The sequence below is a fragment of the Agrobacterium sp. CGMCC 11546 genome, from assembly GCF_013365515.1.
Lineage (GTDB): Bacteria > Pseudomonadota > Alphaproteobacteria > Rhizobiales > Rhizobiaceae > Agrobacterium > Agrobacterium fabrum.
Window position 1 is genome coordinate 643427 of record NZ_CP047387.1, and the last position, 18707, is coordinate 662133.

Consider the following 18707-nt stretch of genomic DNA (forward strand, 5'->3'; position numbering starts at 1 on the left):
GCGCACAAATATCGTGCCGTTCAAAAGGAGAAAACCATGAGTGCAACCACCTTCCACATCCCTGATATGACCTGCGGCCATTGCGAAAAGACCCTGCGCGGCGCACTTGCGGATGTACTTCCTGGTGCGTCAGTGGCCATCGATCTCGATGCCCATAAGCTGACCGTGACGGGCGACGCCTCAACCGCGGAGGAGGCTATCCGCGAAGCCGGTTATTCGCCCGAACGGGCGGGCTGAAATGCGGCTTCTGTTTGCGCAAATGTGAAAATGTGCTACATATGTTGCACAATGCAGGAGCGCAGACGGATGACCGTGACCACGAAAATAAGACGCCAGGGCGGCGCGGCGGTGATGACGATCCCGCCCGCTCTTTTGAAGATGCTGGGGCTGGAAATCGGTGAGCAACTGACGCTCGAGGTCGATAATGGCGCTCTGGTGGCAAGCCCGGTTCGACTGGAAAAGAAACGCTTCACGCTGGCCGAATTACTGGATGGTGCAGAGGAAGTGGCAGCTCTAAACGCCAGGGAGCGGGCGTGGGACACAGCGCCTCCTGTCGGCAAAGAAGCGTTGTGATGGTCCGCAACCAGATCCCCAAGCGCGGCGACGTTTATCTGGTTGATCTAAACCCTGTCGTAGGCAGCGAAATCAAGGACGAACATCGCTGTGTCGTCATCACGCCCAGAGAAATTAACGCGGTCGGACTGTGTCTCGTCGTCCCGGTGACCACCGGCGGCATGTTTACGCGCAAGGCAGGGCTTGCCGTAAATATATCCGGCCACAAGACAACGGGCGTCGCTTTGTGCAATCAGGTGAGAAGCATGGATATCGTCGCCCGGGTTGCCCAGAAGAAAGCGAAATATATCGAAACCCTCGATGATGCGACGATCGATGAAATCGCCGGGCGCGTCATCAGCATGATCGATCCAGCTTGAGCGAGGTTTAAACCTCGTCAAACGCTCCGCCTTCACGCGAAGGATTGCGGTCTATCACCCGTTCCTCGGCGTCGTCGGGCAGGGCCTCGTCGCTTTCCTGATAGGGGTCGTCCTCGGTTTCGGCCTCTTCTTCCTCAATTTCCTGTTCGATCGATTGCGGAATCTCTCCCTTGGCGGGAAGGGCGTCGACGTCGAGATCGAGCAAATCCTCGTCCATGGCGTCTTCACTGTGAGGCATGATCTTATTGCGGTCCATGACGGTATCCTTTCTAGCGGTTCACTCGGCAAACGACCGGCGGGGCAGGTGGGTTCCTGCCGCCGGTCAATTCCCTGATTTCGCATCGGATAAAAAAGCCCGCTTGACCTCAATGGCGCTTGAGGTTCTAGTTTGCCCGCCGTATCGCAAAAATGGAAAGGATACGGCTTTGTCGAGTATGGAAATGGTGGAGAAAAACGGCTGGGGCGAATTGCTGAGCGGGGCGAACCTCTCGCTTCTGACCGTCATCTCCTCCGGTATAGGTCTGCACGCCTTTAATCAGTTTGCTGTCGTCACGGCCTTGCCCGTCGCCGTCAACGACATCGGCGGCGCGGGTTTTTATAGCTGGGCCTATAGTCTCTATTTCGTCGGCTCCGTGGCGGGCGGCGTCACCGCGGTGCTGTTTCGCGAACGCTTCGGCGCTCGCGCTATCCTGCTTCTGTGCTGCCTCATCTTTTCCTTCGGCTCGGTTCTTTCGGCCATTGCCGGTGATTTTTTATGGGTCGTCGTCGGCCGGGCGTTGCAGGGAGTGGCGGACGGGCTGATCGTCGCTGTGTGCTACAGCCTCATTCCCGCCGGGTTCCGCTCCGGCCTGTTGCCCAAGGTCTTTGCCATCGAGGCGGCGATCTGGGCGGTGGCATCCTTCATCGGCCCGCTGACCGGTGGTTTTGCCACCCAGCACATTTCCTGGCGCGCCACCTTCCTGCTCTCGGCACCGCTGATTATCGTGCTCGTGGTCTATACGGTGGTTGCCGTCTCCGCCGAGCGGCCGGTGGCGGCCACGCGCAGGCCGCTGGTGCCGCTGGTGCTCTGCCTTGTCGGCGCATTGGCCTTTTCCGCGCCTTCCGCCTTTGAGGATGCGAGCCTGCGGGCGATTTCGCTGCTGGCGGGCGCTGCCTTGCTGTGGGCTTCCCTGAGGGCAGGCATCCAGCCTTCCTCCGGCCTGTTCCCCAGGGATTCCTTCCGGCTGAAAACGGTGCTCGGCAGCGGCTTCTGGGTGCTGTTCCTGATGTCCTATGCCCATGCGCTGGGCAGCGTCTACCTCGCTTATGTGGCCATCAATCTCTGGCAGCATGAACCGACTTTTGCCGGTTTCATCGTCGTCACCATGCCGCTCGCCTGGAGCTTCGTGGCGATGCTGATCGGCAGCCTGCGCTCAAACCGCCTGCGGGAAATCTGCCTGCATTACGGCCCCTACCAGATGGTGCCGGGCTGCGTCCTGTTGGGGCTCGGGCTTGCGACGGGCAACTGGGGAGAGATGCTGCTCGGGCAGACGTTGATCGGCTCTGCCTTCGGCATGTCCTGGGCCGGCATCAGCCAGGCTGCCATGGAGGCGGCACCTGAAGAGGAGCGCAAGATGACTGGCGCATTGCTGCCCACGGTCGCGACGCTGGGTTCGGCGGCCGGTGCGGGTGCCAGCGGCACTGTCGCCGCCGCGACCGATCTCGTGGTGCAGATCGATCGTGCTGATGTGACGACGCCGATGCTTTATCTTTATGGGCTGGGTGTTGTTGTGTCGCTGCTGGCGATCATGACGGCGAGGGGCCTGCGGGGCGAGCGCCGGTAGAGCATTTCCAGAAAAAGTGAACCCGGCTTTCCGTCCACAAATGCGACAAAACCAGACGAATCGCCGCTCGCCCACCCCGTCAGGACTGGGTGGTGGCAATGGTGATCGCCGCCAGATAAACGACGAAAGCCATGATTGCGACCGCGCCGATAATGATGATGATACCCTTGCCGGCGCGTTTCTTCTCCACCTTGTTTTCATTGGCTTCGGTCGGAAACAGGATCGGATCGCTGGTATCGCGGATTTTGGTCATGCCGTTTCTCCTTATCAGTGGATTTGGCGGTTTCGGTCTATCAACCGCCCAATCCGCCAAAAGGTTCCTCACGGTTTCAGCGCCCAGCTGGTGGCGTGCACCACCGCTCCGGGGTCGGCGCGAAGCAGCGCCGAGCGCACCGGTTCGAAACCTTCGATGCGCTTGGTGCCGACATAACGGCCGCGATTGGCAAAGACTTCGATGGAGCCGTAATCCAGGAAAATGCGGATGCGGGATGCCCGCGCTCCCTTGGCGATGTAGTGCGGTGAAGCACCGTCGCGCCCATCCTCGTGGCGGATCCACAGGCCCGTCTCGTCGGAGACGAGACCGAGCGTGACGGTCGGATGATCGAGCGCCAGCTCGAAGGCCGCGCCCGACGAGGCAAGCTCGATCAATATTTCCACCGCCCCGTTGATGAAGGTGACGCGCTCACCGGCCGCCAGCCGCGTGCGGTCGAGAATATGGCTGCGCAGGCTTTCCGCCGCGCCGATCGGCGGGGTCAGAAGTTCGCCGTTCGCATAGTGAATTCGGCGCGGCAGGGTCATGGAGGTGGGGAAATCGATTTCCGGATTGGCATCCGCCCAGTTTGCCAGCCAGCCGATGCCGATAATGCTGTCGCCATCGAGAAAGGCCTGAAAGGCGTAATTATCGGTGCCGAAATCCAGCTCCTGACCAAATTCCTTGGTGAAGACCTTGCCGTCAAACCAGCCGACATCGGCCATGGTCAGGTTCTTGCGGCCGGTCTCCGGGTCTTCGGAATGCATCAGCCCGTAGATCAGCACCCAGCGGGTTGAGCGGGCATTGGCGGGGCCATCGAGGGGCAGCAGGCAGGGGCATTCGATGGCCGTGGTCTTGTAACGTGTCTCCACCCACAGCTTGCCCACATAGGTCCAGCCGGAGGCGGCCGTGGGGTCCAGCGTTTCGTAAAGCAGGATCACGCCGCCGCCATCGCTCTGGCTGCCAAGCAGCATTTTCCACAAGCCATCGGGGCCACGAAACACGTAAGGGTCGCGGAAGTCAGGCGTCAGCCCCTGCCCATCCGGGCGGTGGGCCAGAATGACGTCTGCCTGCCCGGCCATGATGAGATCGGACGAGGTGGCGGTAAGCTGGATCTGCTGCTCGGGAATACGGTCCTGCACCTGCTCGGTGAAAAAGACGCGGATGCCGGAGCCTTCCACCAGCGGAATGGTCGAGCCGGAATAGGCGCCGCCGCGTTTGTCCGGCCGTGTCGTCAGGTCCTCGGAGGGGAAAAGGAAGATCGGCAGATGCCGCCAGCGCAGATAATCCGAGGAGACCGCATGGCCCCAATGCATGGTGTTCCAGCGCAGCCCGTGCGAGTAATGCTGATAGAACAGATGTGGCCTGCCCTCGAAACGGCCAAAGCCGTTTGGGTCGTTCATCCAGCCGAAGGGCGGGCGGAAATGATAGCTTCCCGGTAGCTCAGGTGCGGCATTGTCCGGCTTGGTATGGACGACGGTGATGCCGGTTTCCAGCACATCCGAAGCGGTAAACCAGTAGATGACGGAAACCGCCGTGGTCACCGTGTCGTAGCTCAGCTCCACATGGCCGCCGCCAAAGACCTGATAGATTCGAAAACTGAACTCTTCGGTATTGACGCTTGAAACTTCGGCGAATTTTCCGTTCTGGTTGGAGAAGGAGACAGCGCCGGCTTCGGCGTCTTTTTTCGCCTTCAGCCACACATGGAAGGTGGCGTTGACCGGCAGGTCGGTGTGAAGGGTGCGGATGGCGCTTTCCGGTTCTGCAGTTACGGCTTCAACGACGGTCATTCCCGTTCCTTTCGTTGCGGCAATTCTGGCTCAGAGAACGCAACGAATGGGACGAAAGAAAGTTCAACCGCCGCTATGCTCTCGCTTCGCCGTTTCGTATTTACCGCTGACACCTCTCGCAACCGGACGTAAAAACCGCCATATCAGGCAAAAGCAGGGAGTTTACCCGTGATGAAATTCGACAATTCCTATGCCCGCCTGCCGGAGCGGTTCAGCGCCGCCGTGCTGCCCACGCCGGTGAAGGCGCCGCGCCTCATCGCCTTTAATCGTACGCTGGCGGAGGAGCTTCTTCTTGACGTTGCGGACCTCGACGATGACAGGCTGGCGGCGATTTTTTCCGGTAATGTCGTGCCTCAGGGGGCCGAGCCGCTGGCCATGGCCTATGCCGGCCACCAGTTTGGTGGTTTCGTGCCGCAGCTTGGCGATGGCCGCGCCATTCTTCTCGGCGAAGTGATCGACGTAAATGGCAAGCGGCGGGATATCCAGCTCAAGGGTTCCGGCCCCACGCCGTTTTCGCGCCGGGGAGACGGGCGCGCGGCGCTCGGCCCGGTGCTGCGCGAATATATTGTTTCGGAAGCCATGTTTGCGCTCGGTATACCCGCCACAAGGGCGCTGGCGGCTGTCCTAAGCGGCGACAGGGTGCAGCGTGAAGTGGGCCTGCCGGGCGGCGTTTTCACCCGTGTCGCGGCAAGCCATATCCGTGTCGGCACCTTCCAGTTCTTCGCCGCGCGCGAAGACGACGAGGGCATCAGAAGCCTCGCGGACTATGTCATAGACCGCCACTATCCCGAAGCGAAAGACGCCGACAATCCCTATCTCGCTTTGCTGCGCGGCATTGCTGAAAGGCAATGCGGGCTTATTGCCCGCTGGATGATGGTGGGCTTCATCCACGGCGTGATGAACACCGACAATATGGCGGTTTCCGGCGAGACCATCGATTTCGGCCCCTGCGCCTTCCTCGATGAATACCATCCGAACAAGGTGTTTTCCTCCATCGATGCGCAGGGCCGTTACGCCTACAACAACCAGCCCGGCATCGCGCAATGGAACATAGCGAGGTTGGCGGAATGCCTGCTGCCGCTGCTCGATCCTGAGGTGGAGAAAGCAGCCGAACTCGCCAACGCCACACTGGCCGATTTCGCGACCGCCTTTCCCCAACGCTGGCTCACCGGCATGCGCGAAAAGCTCGGCCTGGCGACCGAGGAGGAGGGCGACATGGATCTGATCCAGTCGCTTCTTTCGCTGATGCAGGCATCGGAAGCGGATTTTACACTGACCTTCCGGCGTCTTTCCCATACGGCCAATGGCGATGCCGAGCCGTTCCGCGGCATGTTCGTCGATATTGCCGGGGCGGATGCGTTTCTGACCCGCTGGCGGGAACGGGCCGGTCGGGACGGGATTTCCGATTCCGAAAGGTCAGCCGCGATGTTATCGGTCAATCCGGCCGTCATCCCGCGCAACCACCGCATCGAAGAACTGATCGAGGCGGCGGTGGAGGATGGCGATTTCGAGCCCTTCCACGCCATGCTGACGGCCATTGCAACGCCCTTCGAGGAGCGGCCGGACAATTTCGTCTACATGCAGCCGCCGATGAGCCATGAGCGGGTGTTCAGGACGTTTTGCGGGACGTGAGCGAAGGTTGAGCGGCAGCGTTGGAGCAAGCCTGTGCCGCTTGTTTCTTCTCCCCGCCGGGCAGAAGTCCGCGGCAGCGGGATGAGGGGGCAAGCTCTCGGTTCATCGCTAACGTAGCCCCCCTCATCCGACCCTTCGGGCCACCTTCTCCCCGGCGGGGAGAAGAAATACGCGGCAGCGTTTTGCCCTAATAGCTACTCTTCAATCACCCCACCCGGGCCAGCGGCTCATGCGCGCCATAATACCGGCCAAAGCGGTTTTCGAGGAATTTCGGCAGCGCCACTTCCTCCTGTCGCACGAAACCCTTCTGTGGCAGGGCGCCCTCGGCCAGGAGGTCGAGAACCGTGCAGATGCCGGCGGCGGTGGTGATCTGGATGGCGCTCATCATCCGGCCGGAAACCGGGCCGGCATAGACCTTGTTGGCATAGGTTTCCTGCAGGAAACGGCCGTTGCGAGTGCCGCAGACGGTGACGAAGACGATGACCACATCCTGCATGGTGCCGGGCAGGGCGTTTTCGAACAGGTCCTTCAGCACATCGCGGCGGTTGCGCAGGTTGAGGTCGTTCAAAAGCGCCTTCATGATTGCCACATGGCCGGGATAACGGATGGTGCGGTAATTCATCGTCCGCACCTTGCCCTCCAGCGTGGCGCACAAGGTGCCAAGCCCGCCCGAGGTGTTGAAGGCCTCATAGGTAACGCCGTCGAGCGAAAATTCCTCACGCTCTTCCAGCGCCGGAACGGCGGTGAGGCGGCCTTCGACGATGGCTTCGCAAGGCTCGATATATTCGTTGATCAGCCCGTCCGTGCTCCAGGTGAGATTGTAGTTGAGCGCGTTGGATGGATATTGCGGCAGAGCGCCCACACGCATCCTCACGCTGTCCAGCTTGTCGAAGCGGGCGGCGAGATCGGCGGCGACGATGGAAATGAAGCCGGGCGCAAGGCCGCATTGCGGGATGAGCGCGCTTTCGGCCGTTTCCGCCAAGGCCTTGACCTTGCGGGTGGATTCCACGTCTTCGGTCAGATCGAGATAATGGGTGCCGACGGCGACGGCCGCTTCGGCGATGCCCGCCGTCAGATGGAAGGGGGCGGCGGAGAGCACGGCGAATTTGCCCTTCAGCAGTGCTTCCAGCGCCGGGCGGTCGGCGATGTCGACGATCTCGGTATCGACGCGCTCATGTGCCGGCACATTGGCCAGCTGGTCGGCCGAGCGATCGGCAACCGTGATGCGATAATCGCCCGTTGCGGCCAGCATCCAGGCAATGGCCGAACCAATGTTGCCTGCGCCGATGACGACGATGTTTTTCATATTTTTGTTCCCCGCAGAAAAATTCATAGGGCACAATCATATTGCGGTTCTGCTACGATTCGAAGCTTCACTATGTGCATATTGAAGTCTATTATTAGGCGATAAGACGATAGGATTGAACACTATGGCAATCGCCGACAGGGACCGGGCGCTGCTTGCCCTGCTTTCCGAAAATGCCCGCATGCCGGTGGCGGAACTGGCGCGCAGGCTCGGGCTTTCCCGTACCACCGTGCAGGCGCGAATCGAGCGGCTGGAGGCTGACGGTGTGATTGCCGGTTATGGCTTGCGGCTGTCGGAAAGTTACCTTTCCGGGCTCGTGCGCGCCCATGTGCTGATCACCATCGGGCCGAAGGCACTGCCGGCGGTGACGGCGGCGCTCGCCGCCATAAAAGAGGTGACGACGCTGCATTCGGTCAGCGGCACCTTCGATCTCATCGCCATTCTCGCCGCCCCCTCGATCCTCGATCTCGACCGGCTGATCGACAGGATCGGCGCACTTGATGGCGTGGAGCGCACGCTGTCATCGATCATTCTATCGACGCGGATTTCGCGATAGGGATTGTGGGGAGTAGGGGACTGCCGCGGACTAAGCCACCGCCCTCTCATCATAAGCCCTCTGCGCCGCCATCACCGCATCGATATTGCCCTCCGCCCAATGGGCGAGCGCGGCCACCGTTTCGGTCAGCGTCCGCCCCAGCGGCGTCAGCGAATATTCGACCGTCACCGGCACGGTCGGAAAGGCCTGCCGTGAAATCAGGCCGTCGCGCTCGAGCTTCTTCAGCGTTTGCGACAGCACCTTTTGCGAAATGCCCTTGATTTCCCGCCGCAGCAGATTGAAGCGCACCGCATCCATCCGCAATTTGTCGAGTATCAGCAGCGCCCATTTGTCGGCGATCCTGTCCAGCACCATGCGGGTGGGACAGCGATCCTCATAGACGTCATAGATGTGTTCCATCGGTTTGTTCCGTGCTTTCAGCGGCATCTTTCGGGAGAAATCGGGTTTCCACGAGGAAACCAGATAACCGAAAAGTGCTCTCTTTTCATGATTTCTCCAACACAGTATCTGTGTTTTCGAAACATGGTTTCCATTAGATACTAAGAATATTTGAGATGACAGGCAAGATACTCGTAATCGGTTCGACAGGCACGATCGGCATGCCGCTGGTCAAGGCGCTGGTGGCCAAGGGTGAAAGCGTGAAGGCGGCGTCGCGCAGCGGCAACGCCACGGAAGGCGCAGAAGGTGCGCGCTTCGATTATACCGACCACGCCACTTTCGCGGATGCATTTGACGGCGTTGATCGCCTGTTCCTCATTCTGGCCGGCGGGCGTCTGGATGCCATCGATGCACTGACCCCTGTCGTCGAGGAGGCCGCGCGCCGCAAGGTGAAGATCGTGTTCCTCAGCGTCCTCGGTGTCGACGCCGACGATTCCATCCCCTATCGCCAGATCGAACTGAAGATCATTGCGTCAGGCACGCCTTACGTCATCCTGCGCCCCAACTGGTTCGCGGATAATTTCCACAGCTACTGGAAGGCCGGCATCGAGCACGGTCAGATCGCCGTTCCCGCCGGCGAGGGCAAGTCGAGCTTCATCGATGTGCGTGATATCGCCGACAGTGCCGCCGCGGCGCTTACCTCCGACGCCTTTAATGGCAAGGCTTTCAACCTCACGGGCCCGCAGGCGTTTGGTTACGCCGAGGCGGCTGCGCTGATCTCGCAGGCGATCGGCAAGCCGGTGTCCTATAGCGCCGTTTCGGACGACGTCTTCATCGGCATCCTCACCGGTGCCGGCGTGCCGCGGGACTACGCATCCTTCCTCGCCTCGATCTTCTATCCCGTGCGTGAAGGCTGGACGGCCGTGGTGACCGGCGACGTGGAAACGCTGACCGGCCATGCCCCGCGTTCGCTGGAAACCTATATTGCCGACAATCTGGATCGCTTGAGGGGCTGAGGCTCAAAGCGGGCCCGCCGCGCTTACGCCGGATCGGTGGAGCCTCGGCGGGCCTTGAAGAGCATCTTCAAACGCTGGATATCCTCCGCATTCCAGCCCTGCGGCTGGGTCACCTCCATCCATGCGTCGATATAATGTTCCGGCGCATAGACATGGCCATAACCCATCGGCGCCGTGGTCGCGGCGGCAACATCGAGACCGAGCTGCAGCAGGGTAACCACCGGGAACCAGCGGAAGGACGTGGAAACGTCGGGACCGTGATGCACCATCCATTGCGGCCGCCGGTAAAGCGAAGCGGCTTCAAAGAAGGTGATGGGGTCGCTGGCATATTGCAGATAGACGATCCGCATCGGACCCCAGTCCACACCGGGCATATGGGCTGATGTATATTGGTTGGCGAAGCGGATGACGGAGGAATCGCGGAAACGCGGCAGCCATTCCGGCGTGCCCTCCACCCGGCCATTGGTGGCCATGCGCCAGGTGGGGCTGGAAAAGGGCGGGCCGCTCCACAAGGCGCCCTGGAACGGATCGGACAGCACATCGTAGAGATCGGACGATTTCTGCGAATTGAGCGAACCGAGGCTGAGGCCATGCAGGTAGAGCTTCGGCCGTGTCTCCTTCGGCAAGGTGGTCCAATAGCCATAAACGGCTTCGAACAGGGCGCGCGCCGTCTCGACGCCGTAATCCGGTTCGGTCAGCAGCGCGATCCAGCTGGAGAGATAGGAATATTGCACGGCGACGCTGGCGATATCGCCATCATGCAGATATTCCACCGTATCCAGCGCTTCCGGATCGATCCAGCCGGTGCCGGTGGGGATGACGACGAGCAGCACCTTGCGCTCGAAACCGCCGACGCGCTTCAACTCCTGAAGCGCCAGCGCCGCCCGCTCTTCGGGTGTGGCGGCGGAATTCAGGCCCGCATAGACCCGGAGCGGCTCCTTGGCCGGGCGATGGGTGAAGGTGGAAATCTGCGTGCCGGCCGGGCCTTCCGCGACGAATTCCCGTCCGCGGCGACCGAGCGATTCCCATGGCATCAACGAGGCGCTGCTGCCGGTTTTCAGCGGATCGGCCGGGCGCGGCACGTCAGGCTCGATCAGCGAATCCACCTGTTTCAGCGAGGAATCGGCAAACTTCAGGCCGATATCGAAGATCAGCCCGTTGAGCAGCATCCAGGACAGCACGATGGCGGCGGCGATGCCGAGAACATTGGCCAGTCGGCGCGGCAGGAAGTGACGGCTGCGGGCGGCAAAGAACCGGCGGATCAGCTGGAAAAGTCGACCAGTGCCGATGAGCAGGGCCGCGACCAGCACGGCAAGGCCGCCGGTCTTGGTGGGATGAGCGCTGGGCAGCGGATCAAGCTCCATCAGAACGCGAATCGAATTCTGCCAGTCCTTCGCCTGCCACAGGAAGGCAATCGCCGTGATGGCGGCGGCAAGGGCGATGAGAAACCGGATGCCGCGGACATTGTGGCGCGAGGGCTCGGGCAGCTCCAGATAGGCCCAGATGGCATGCAGGGCAACGCCGATCATGTAACCGATGGCGAAGGAAAAACCGCACAAAACGCCTTGCATCAGCCATGTACGCGGCAGAAGCGAGGGTGTGAGAGAAGCGCAGAAGAGTACCGTGCCGAAGACGATGCCGGTTGCCGAAAGACCCGCAAACAACCGCTCAACCCATTGTTTCACCAACTTGACTTGCCCCTTCTGTCCACCGCTTGCGGCGCAAGTGTAGTATGGTGCGGGGAAGGGTGCAAATGCTGTCATCAGGATAAAAATCACAATTATAGGAAAATAATCCTTTACAGCGTGACGGTGGTTTGGTAGTGTTTGGGTACGGTCGGAGATTTGCGGGCAAAGCTGCCTTGTGTCTCTCGATATAATCACTCCCAGGCCAATCCCATGACAAGTTCCCACACTTACGACCCGGCGCTCTACGGAGCCTGGCCGGAGACGCCCGCTTATGCCGGCGATGACATGCCGGAAGCCGCCCCCGAAATAAAATCGCGGGCCGACAGGCTGGCCGCCGAGGATGCGGCGCGTAATGGCAGTCTGCGACAATTGCTGAATGAGCTGACAGAGGAGATGCGCCAGCAATTCTCGATGTACCGCAATATGCGGGAGGCGGGCGAGGCGGGGCTTTTGCCCGATGCCGATGATGCGCAGGCCAAGCAGGCGCGCGCCGATGTGAAAATCGCAACGGATCAGCTGTCGCTCATCGTCCGCACTCTGGAACGGATCGATGCCCTGCAACGGGTGTTGGCGCAGGAACGGCAGGCGCTTATGGCCGAGGATGAAACCGAGACCGAGGGCTACGAGGCGGCGGTGGCGCATTTCCTTGGACGCATCGACGATTTGGCTGAGCAGAAATGCCGAGAGAGGCTGGAGGCGATCGCTGCGTTGGGCACTTCCGTCGGGTCTGGCTGAGGCATGGCGGAATTTTTGACTGAAACCCGCTTGCAGGGACAGGTCTTCAACCTCCTGCGCGACTGGCGTTTCATCGGCAACCTGCCGCAGCAGGCGCCGGAGGGTGAGTGGCGGACATGGCTGCTGATCGGCGGACGTGGTTCCGGCAAGACCCGCGCCGGGGCCGAATGGGTGCACGCCGTTGCTTCCGCCGGCAAACAGTCGGATCTGCGCATCGCGCTGGTGGCTGAAACACTGGGCGATGCCCGCGAGGTGATGATCGACGGTATTTCCGGCATCTGCCGCATTGCCCGCCGCCATCGTCCCGCCTTCGAAGTGTCGCGCCGCCGACTTCTCTGGCCGAATGGCGCGATGGCGCAGGTGTTTTCCTCGGAGGACCCGGAAAGCCTGCGCGGCCCGCAATTTCACTTGGCCTGGGCAGACGAGCTGGGCAAATGGAAATATCCGCAGGAAACCTGGGACATGCTGCAATTTGGCCTTCGCCTGGGCGAGATGCCACGGCAACTGGTGACCACCACGCCGCGGCCAATTCCGCTCCTGAAAGCGTTGCTTTCTGATCCGACAAGCCGGGTTGCGCGGATGCCGACGGCCATGAATGCGCAGAACCTGTCGCCCGGCTTCCTGAAGGCCATGCAGGAGCGTTACGGCGGCACGCGGCTCGGCCGTCAGGAAATCGGAGGCGAGCTGATCGACGAACGCGAAGGCGCGCTGTGGAAACGCGCCGATCTGGAAGCGATCATCGAGGCGGCGCATGAGCCGCTGTCGCGCATCGTGGTGGCAGTCGATCCGCCTGCCGGTGTGGGAGAGAATTCCTGCTGCGGCATCGTTGCGGCGGGGCTTGGCATGTCCGGGCGGCTCACGGTGCTGGCGGATTGTTCGGTGGAGGGCGAAACGCCGGCCGGCTGGGCGCGCGCCGTGGTCGCCGCCTTCCGCCGCCATGAGGCTGACCGGGTGGTGGCAGAGGTCAACCAGGGTGGCGAAATGGTGCGGGCCATGCTGCAAAGCATAGACGCCAACCTGCCGCTGACGCTGGTGCGCGCCAGCCGCGGCAAATTCACCCGCGCCGAGCCGGTCGCAGCCCTCTACGAGCAGGGCCGGGTGCGCCACGCGGGGAGATTTGAAAAGCTGGAGGACCAGATGACGGATTTCGGGCCCGATGGCCTGTCATCCGGGCGTTCGCCAGACAGGCTGGACGCGCTCGTCTGGGCGATCACAGCGCTGACGACGATGGTGGTGAATGAGCCGAGGGTGCGGGGAATGTGAGCTGGCGATTTCGGGCCTGCGAGCAGGGCTATCGAACCGCAAACGAGCGGGTGCCGCATGTTTCTTCTCCCCGGCGGGGAGAAGAAATTTTCGGCACCGCATCCGCCCAAAAGCGGGCATCCGGTGGGCGTTACTTCTTCGGAGATTGCGCCGGTTTCGGCTGGGAGCCGGTTTCGCGCATCTGGCGCCACTCGTTTTCGAGGCGGTCATAAACGGTCTGGGGGATTGTCGCTGTCATGGTGGCATTCCTCCTTGATTGGTTAACGCAGCTGAAGTGCGCGGTGAATGGAGTAAGCCTGCTAAGGTTCCGGAATTCAAGGAATTTTTTACCCCAAAACCCCGGGCGGCGGATTAAAATCGATTAAGGTTTTTTCAAATCGATTTAGTCCTGACGGCCGTCATGTGGAAAACCGGGCGTCCTGTCGCCCGTCACTTTCAGGAGCCTTCCATGGCCTATGACGAGGCGCGATTCTTTGCGTCGGTACGAATTTCCATCTTCGGGGGTCGCCTGCGTGCCCCCCAGCTTGCCGGTACGAAAACGGTGATTGCCGGTTTTGAAAAGGCGTTGCCGGGCGGCGATCGGCGCTGGTTGGCCTATATGCTGGCGACGGCCTTCCACGAGACGGCGGCGACCATGCAGCCGGTGCGCGAAACATTGGCGGCAAGCGACGCCGAGGCGATCGTGAGACTCGACCGCGCCTTTGCGGCGGGCAGGCTGCCCATGGTGCGTAAACCCTATTGGCGGCTCGATGCCGAAGGAAAAAGCTGGCTGGGGCGCGGTTTCGTGCAGCTGACCCATCGCCGCAACTACGAAGCCATGTCGGCGCTGACGGGCATCGACCTGGTGAAGCGCCCGGAGCGGGCCATGGAGGCGGAAGTGGCAACGGCGATCCTGATTCACGGCATGGTGGCCGGCAGCTTCACCGGCCGCAGTCTTGCCGATTTCTTCAGTGGCGAAGACGAGGATTGGGATGGCGCACGCGCCATCATCAATGGCAGCGACCGGGCGCGGCTCATAGGCAGCTACGGACGGGCATTTCATCGCGCCCTTGTCACGGCACGGATTGTCACGGCGCGGATTGAACCGGCGTCGGCCAGATGATAACCCGTTACACCGTGCCGCTGAGGCCGCTCTTGAACTTTGCATGACAGGTGACACCGTGATCCGCCATATCGTCTTTTTCACCGTTCCCGAAGAAAACCGCGACGCCGTGCGCAAGGGGCTTTCCGGACTCACCGCCATACCGCATGCGCTGAAGCTGGAAATAGGCGAGAACGTCAAGAAGGATCAATGGGGCAACTCGGTCGATTTCATCGTCTACGGCGAGTTTGAAAACGAGGCGGCGCTGGCGGCCTATAAGGCCGATCCGGCCTATGACCTTTCGACCCGCACGGTGAAGCCTCTGCGCGAGACCCGCATTGCGGCCGATTTCAACAGTGATACGGCGGTGAAGGCCCCGATCCGGTAACGTCTCGTTTCGTCTGCGAAGTAACGCACATGCACATTTAGTCTGCTGACAACGGGCGCAAACCTTCCTCCGTCATAGGGCTCAGGCCCCTCCGCTCTCATTCCTGTGCTTGTCACAGGAATCCAGTCCACGCGCGTCTGCGCGGCGAGAGGACTCTTTTCAGCCCAAGGACTTGGGCTGGCTGGATCCCTGTGACAAGCACAGGGATGAGGGCCGGGCGGGAGGCTGAGCCGGAATAAAAACAAGGATAACCCATGCGATTTCCTTTCTCCCTGCCGTGGCTGCGCCCGGCGGATGGCAAAGCCGTGCCTGAAAGCCGGAAAATGGCAGAGGGCTTCATGGCCGTGGCCGTGCAGGGCGGGCAGGCGTTCTGGTCCGGCCGTTCCTATGCCGCTCTGGCCCGCGAAGGTTTCATGAAGAACCCCGTCGCTCACCGCGCTGCCCGCATGGTGGCGGAAACGTCTGCCGCCGTCAGCTGGCTGATTTATGATGGCGACGAAGAGCTGGCCGATCATCCGCTCCTGGCATTGCTGTCGCAGCCGAGCGCCCATATGGGGGGGCCGGATTTTTTCGAGGCGCTTTATGGCCACCTTATGCTCTCCGGAAACGCCTATATCGAACCGCTGATGGTTGGCGGTCGGTTGCGTGAGCTGCATCTCCTGAGGCCCGATCGGGTCAGCATCGTCGAGGGGCCGGACGGCTGGCCGGTGGCTTATGAATACCGCGCCGAGGGCCGTGCCGCGCGGCGCATCGACGCCGAGCGCGACGGGCTGGGGCTTCTGCATCTGAAGCTTTTCCATCCGCTGGACGACCGGGTCGGTTTTGCGCCGCTCGCCTCCGCCGGTGCGGCTCTCGATCTCCACAATGCCGCAAGCCATTGGAACAAGCGCCTGCTCGATAATTCCGCCCGGCCTTCCGGTGCGCTGGTCTATCAGCCCAAGGAGGGCGGCAATCTGTCCACCGAGCAATATGAGCGGCTGAAGCGCGAGCTGGAGGAGGGCTATCAGGGCGCCATGAATGCCGGCCGGCCGCTGCTTCTGGAAGGCGGGCTGGACTGGAAGGCCATGGGTCTTTCGCCGCGCGACATGGATTTTCTGGAGGCACGCAACGGTGCCGCCCGCGATATCGCCCTCTCGCTCGGCGTGCCGCCGATGCTGATCGGTATTCCCGGTGACAATACCTATGCCAATTACCAGGAGGCGAACCGCGCCTTTTATCGCCTCACCGTGCTGCCGCTGGTTTATCGCACGGCGGCAAGGCTTTGCGGCTGGCTGGCACCGGTCTTCGGCGCCGGGTTGAGGCTTGAGCCCGATCTTGACAGGATCGCCGGGCTTGCCGGCGAACGGGATGCGCTCTGGACACGCATCGGCGCGGCATCCTTTTTGAGCGACGAGGAAAAACGCGAAGCCGTCGGTTACTGAGCGGCCGGAACCACGCCCTTGGAAGCGGGCGGGTTCAGTTGAATCACTTTCTGAAGAAGCGGACTCTCTTTGTGAGGTCTTCCGCCCAAGCGATTCCGAATATTCGAAAATCACCCATCACAGGCGTGCAGAAAACGCCGGCGGGCGGCGCGGTGCATCGGCCCGATAACACCATCCTAAACGGGAATGATTACCCATGTCTGAATTCGCCAATGAGGCCGGTATCTGGGCCGCCCGTATTACCGGCGCCATTGCGGGTGCCGGCGTATCGCTTGTTTATCTGCTGCCGAAAAGCAAACGCGAGGCGGCGAGCCGTTTCGTCACCGGCGTTTCCTGCGGCATGATCTTCGGCGGGCCGATCGGCCTGTGGATCGTGCAGCAGCTCGATATTGTCGGTGCGCTTTCAGGCCGGGAAATCATGGTGGCCGGCTCCGCTGCCGCCAGCATGGGCGCCTGGTGGGGGCTCGGCGTTCTGGTGCGCATCGCCGACCGATACGGCACACGCCCGCGCGCCTGATAGCCCTTCGCCGGCGTCGTTTTCTCCCTTCACATCGCAGGAGTTTTTCATGCACGTCTATCGCGGGCCGCGTCCCGCCACGCGCAAATTCGCCAGTCTGGAACTGCGCGGCATCGCCAGCGACGGCACGTTTTCCGGTTATGCCAGCGTCTTCGGCGAAGTCGATCTCGGTAAGGACGTGATCGAACGCGGCGCTTTCCGCCGCTCGATCGAGGAACGGGGAGCGGCGGGTATCCGCATGCTCTACCAGCATGATCCGGCCGAGCCGATCGGCGCATGGCGCACCATCCGCGAGGACGAGCGTGGCCTTTATGTCGAAGGCATCCTCGCACCCGGCGTCTCCCGTTCCCGCGAGGTGCATTCGTTGATGAAGACCGGCGCGCTGGACGGGTTGTCGATCGGCTTTCGCACCGTTCGCTCCGGCAAGGGCGCGGGCAGTGGCGTGCGGCGCATTCTGGAAGCCGATCTCTGGGAAATCTCGGTCGTGACCTTCCCGATGCTGCCTTCGGCGCGGGTCTCCGACGTCAAACATGCCCGCTTCTTCCGGGACCGCGAGACCGAACTGGTGCGCGCGATGCGCCGTGCCGCCCGCTCGCTGTTCAACACAACCTTCAAACGCTGACCCTCCAGTTATCTACGAACAAGGAAAACCACATGACGGACCAGATGACGACACCGGCCCCAATGACCGTCGCACCGCAGGTAAAAGCCGTGCCGGATACGGTGACGGCCGCCTTCGACGACTTCATGGAGGCCTTCGAAGCCTTCCGCGAAACCAACGACCAGCGGCTTGCCGATATCGAGCGCAAGATGGGGTCGGATGTCGTGACCCGCGACAAGCTCGACCGCATCGACAAGGCGCTCGACGACAACCGCAGGATCATGGACGACCTCGCGCTCAAAAAAGCGCGACCCGCGCTTGGCCGCAAGGACGGCATTTCCCACGATGCCGGGGAGCACAAGGCGGCGTTCGAGGCCTATATCCGCCGTGGCGAGGAGGGCGCACTGCGCGATCTCGAGGCGAAGGCCTTCGCCGGCTCGACCGGGACAGATGGCGGTTTTCTGCTGCCGAGCGAGACGGATGGCGAGATCGGCCGGCGCATGACCGCGATTTCGCCGATCCGGGCGCTGGCGACCGTGCGGCAAGTTTCTGCCGCCGTGCTGAAAAAACCCTTCGCACTCGGTGGGATGACGACCGGCTGGGTTTCCGAAACGGCGGCACGTCCGCAGACGGCAACACCGCAGCTTGCCGAGCTTTCTTTCCCGACCATGGAGCTTTACGCCATGCCGGCGGCGACCCAGGGGCTGCTGGATGACGCGGCGGTCGATATCGAAGCCTGGATCGCTTCCGAAGTGGACATCGCCTTCGCCGAACAGGAGGCCGCCGCCTTTATCGCCGGTGATGGCGTCAACAAACCCAAGGGTTTCCTGTCCTATACCGCCATCGCCAATGATGGCTGGAACTGGGGCAATATCGGTTATGTCGCGACCGGCGTTTCGGCCGGTTTCGCCTCGGCCGGGCCGATGGACGTGCTGCTCGATGCCGTCTATGCGCTGAAGGCCGGCCATCGCCAGAACGGCACCTTCCTGATGAACCGCAAGACGCAAGGAGCGCTGCGCCGTTTCAAGGATACCAGCGGCGCCTATCTCTGGCACCCGCCGGCCGCAGCCGGTCAGCCGGCATCGCTGATGGGCTTTCCGGTAACGGAGGCCGAGGACATGCCGAACGTGGCCGCCAACAGCTTCGCCATCGCCTTTGGCGATTTCCGCGCCGGCTACCTCGTCGTCGACCGTACCGGCGTGCGTATCCTGCGCGATCCCTATTCGGCGAAACCCTATGTGCTGTTCTACACCACCAAGCGGGTGGGTGGCGGCGTGCAGAATTTCGAGGCGATCAAGCTGGTGAAATTTGGTGTGAATTGATAGCCGCT

At 61.8% G+C, this 18707-nt stretch carries 21 protein-coding genes; 15 read left to right on the forward strand and 6 right to left on the reverse strand.

Annotated elements, in window-relative coordinates:
- Positions 1–36 precede the first annotated feature (36 nt).
- From GSF67_RS03270 to GSF67_RS03280, 3 genes are all read left to right on the forward strand, one after another.
- Entirely contained in the window at positions 37–237 is a 201-nt protein-coding gene (locus GSF67_RS03270) for a heavy-metal-associated domain-containing protein (RefSeq protein ID WP_006311242.1), read from the forward strand.
- 69 nt (positions 238–306) lie between these two features.
- Positions 307–573, forward strand: a complete 267-nt coding sequence (locus tag GSF67_RS03275; RefSeq protein WP_010971270.1) for an AbrB/MazE/SpoVT family DNA-binding domain-containing protein — start codon at positions 307–309, stop codon at positions 571–573.
- The gene (locus tag GSF67_RS03280) at positions 573–932 is read left to right on the forward strand and encodes a type II toxin-antitoxin system PemK/MazF family toxin (protein ID WP_006311244.1); all 360 of its coding nucleotides are present in this window, start codon (positions 573–575) and stop codon (positions 930–932) included. Before GSF67_RS03275 ends, GSF67_RS03280 begins: the two co-directional genes overlap by 1 nt.
- A gap of 7 nt (positions 933–939) precedes the next feature.
- Here the strand turns inward: GSF67_RS03280 and GSF67_RS03285 are convergent, their stop codons facing one another.
- Positions 940–1188, reverse strand: a complete 249-nt coding sequence (locus GSF67_RS03285) for a hypothetical protein (protein ID WP_006311245.1) — start codon at positions 1186–1188, stop codon at positions 940–942.
- A gap of 178 nt (positions 1189–1366) precedes the next feature.
- On the opposite strand from GSF67_RS03285, the gene GSF67_RS03290 reads away from it, so the two are divergent.
- Positions 1367–2755 (forward strand): MFS transporter, encoded by a 1389-nt coding sequence (locus tag GSF67_RS03290; RefSeq protein WP_006311246.1) that lies wholly within the window; start codon positions 1367–1369, stop codon positions 2753–2755.
- A gap of 79 nt (positions 2756–2834) precedes the next feature.
- Here the strand turns inward: GSF67_RS03290 and GSF67_RS03295 are convergent, their stop codons facing one another.
- Complete coding sequence (locus tag GSF67_RS03295; RefSeq protein ID WP_006311253.1) at positions 2835–3008, reverse strand: hypothetical protein; 174 nt, start codon at positions 3006–3008, stop codon at positions 2835–2837.
- 68 nt (positions 3009–3076) lie between these two features.
- Positions 3077–4795 carry a glycoside hydrolase family 32 protein gene (locus tag GSF67_RS03300; RefSeq protein WP_006311254.1) on the reverse strand — a complete coding sequence of 573 codons (1719 nt, stop codon included), beginning with the start codon at positions 4793–4795 and terminating at the stop codon, positions 3077–3079.
- Positions 4796–4966: 171 nt separating this feature from the next.
- On the opposite strand from GSF67_RS03300, the gene GSF67_RS03305 reads away from it, so the two are divergent.
- Positions 4967–6427 (forward strand): YdiU family protein, encoded by a 1461-nt coding sequence (locus GSF67_RS03305; protein ID WP_006311255.1) that lies wholly within the window; start codon positions 4967–4969, stop codon positions 6425–6427.
- A 205-nt stretch (positions 6428–6632) separates the two neighbouring features.
- On the opposite strand, the gene GSF67_RS03310 is transcribed toward GSF67_RS03305, so the two are convergent.
- Complete coding sequence (locus GSF67_RS03310) at positions 6633–7733, reverse strand: saccharopine dehydrogenase family protein (RefSeq protein WP_035214773.1); 1101 nt, start codon at positions 7731–7733, stop codon at positions 6633–6635.
- Positions 7734–7857: 124 nt separating this feature from the next.
- On the opposite strand from GSF67_RS03310, the gene GSF67_RS03315 reads away from it, so the two are divergent.
- Positions 7858–8289 (forward strand): Lrp/AsnC family transcriptional regulator, encoded by a 432-nt coding sequence (locus GSF67_RS03315; RefSeq protein ID WP_006311257.1) that lies wholly within the window; start codon positions 7858–7860, stop codon positions 8287–8289.
- A 30-nt stretch (positions 8290–8319) separates the two neighbouring features.
- Here GSF67_RS03315 and GSF67_RS03320 read toward each other — a convergent pair whose 3' ends face one another.
- A complete protein-coding gene (locus tag GSF67_RS03320; RefSeq protein WP_035214774.1) occupies positions 8320–8688 on the reverse strand; it encodes a helix-turn-helix domain-containing protein in 369 nt (122 codons plus the stop codon).
- Positions 8689–8843: 155 nt separating this feature from the next.
- Between GSF67_RS03320 and GSF67_RS03325 the strand changes: the two genes are divergently transcribed.
- The gene (locus GSF67_RS03325) at positions 8844–9683 is read left to right on the forward strand and encodes an SDR family oxidoreductase (protein WP_006311259.1); all 840 of its coding nucleotides are present in this window, start codon (positions 8844–8846) and stop codon (positions 9681–9683) included.
- Between the two features lie 23 nt (positions 9684–9706).
- On the opposite strand, the gene GSF67_RS03330 is transcribed toward GSF67_RS03325, so the two are convergent.
- Positions 9707–11347, reverse strand: coding sequence for an alpha/beta-hydrolase family protein (locus GSF67_RS03330; protein WP_035214769.1), 1641 nt, complete (start codon positions 11345–11347; stop codon positions 9707–9709).
- Positions 11348–11581: 234 nt separating this feature from the next.
- Here GSF67_RS03330 and GSF67_RS03335 point away from each other — a divergent pair, with 234 nt between their 5' ends.
- From GSF67_RS03335 to GSF67_RS03370, 8 genes are all read left to right on the forward strand, one after another.
- A complete protein-coding gene (locus tag GSF67_RS03335; RefSeq protein WP_006311264.1) occupies positions 11582–12106 on the forward strand; it encodes a hypothetical protein in 525 nt (174 codons plus the stop codon).
- Between the two features lie 3 nt (positions 12107–12109).
- The gene (locus GSF67_RS03340; protein ID WP_006311266.1) at positions 12110–13369 is read left to right on the forward strand and encodes a DNA-packaging protein; all 1260 of its coding nucleotides are present in this window, start codon (positions 12110–12112) and stop codon (positions 13367–13369) included.
- A 448-nt stretch (positions 13370–13817) separates the two neighbouring features.
- Positions 13818–14471 carry a hypothetical protein gene (locus GSF67_RS03345; RefSeq protein WP_006311272.1) on the forward strand — a complete coding sequence of 218 codons (654 nt, stop codon included), beginning with the start codon at positions 13818–13820 and terminating at the stop codon, positions 14469–14471.
- Between the two features lie 58 nt (positions 14472–14529).
- On the forward strand, positions 14530–14838 hold the full coding sequence (locus tag GSF67_RS03350; RefSeq protein ID WP_035214775.1) for a Dabb family protein: 309 nt from the start codon (positions 14530–14532) through the stop codon (positions 14836–14838).
- A gap of 254 nt (positions 14839–15092) precedes the next feature.
- Positions 15093–16259, forward strand: coding sequence for a phage portal protein (locus tag GSF67_RS03355; protein WP_006311276.1), 1167 nt, complete (start codon positions 15093–15095; stop codon positions 16257–16259).
- A gap of 196 nt (positions 16260–16455) precedes the next feature.
- Positions 16456–16776, forward strand: coding sequence for a DUF6107 family protein (locus tag GSF67_RS03360; protein WP_006311277.1), 321 nt, complete (start codon positions 16456–16458; stop codon positions 16774–16776).
- 49 nt (positions 16777–16825) lie between these two features.
- The gene (locus GSF67_RS03365; protein WP_006311279.1) at positions 16826–17398 is read left to right on the forward strand and encodes an HK97 family phage prohead protease; all 573 of its coding nucleotides are present in this window, start codon (positions 16826–16828) and stop codon (positions 17396–17398) included.
- A gap of 32 nt (positions 17399–17430) precedes the next feature.
- Entirely contained in the window at positions 17431–18699 is a 1269-nt protein-coding gene (locus GSF67_RS03370; protein WP_006311281.1) for a phage major capsid protein, read from the forward strand.
- Positions 18700–18707 lie beyond the last annotated feature (8 nt).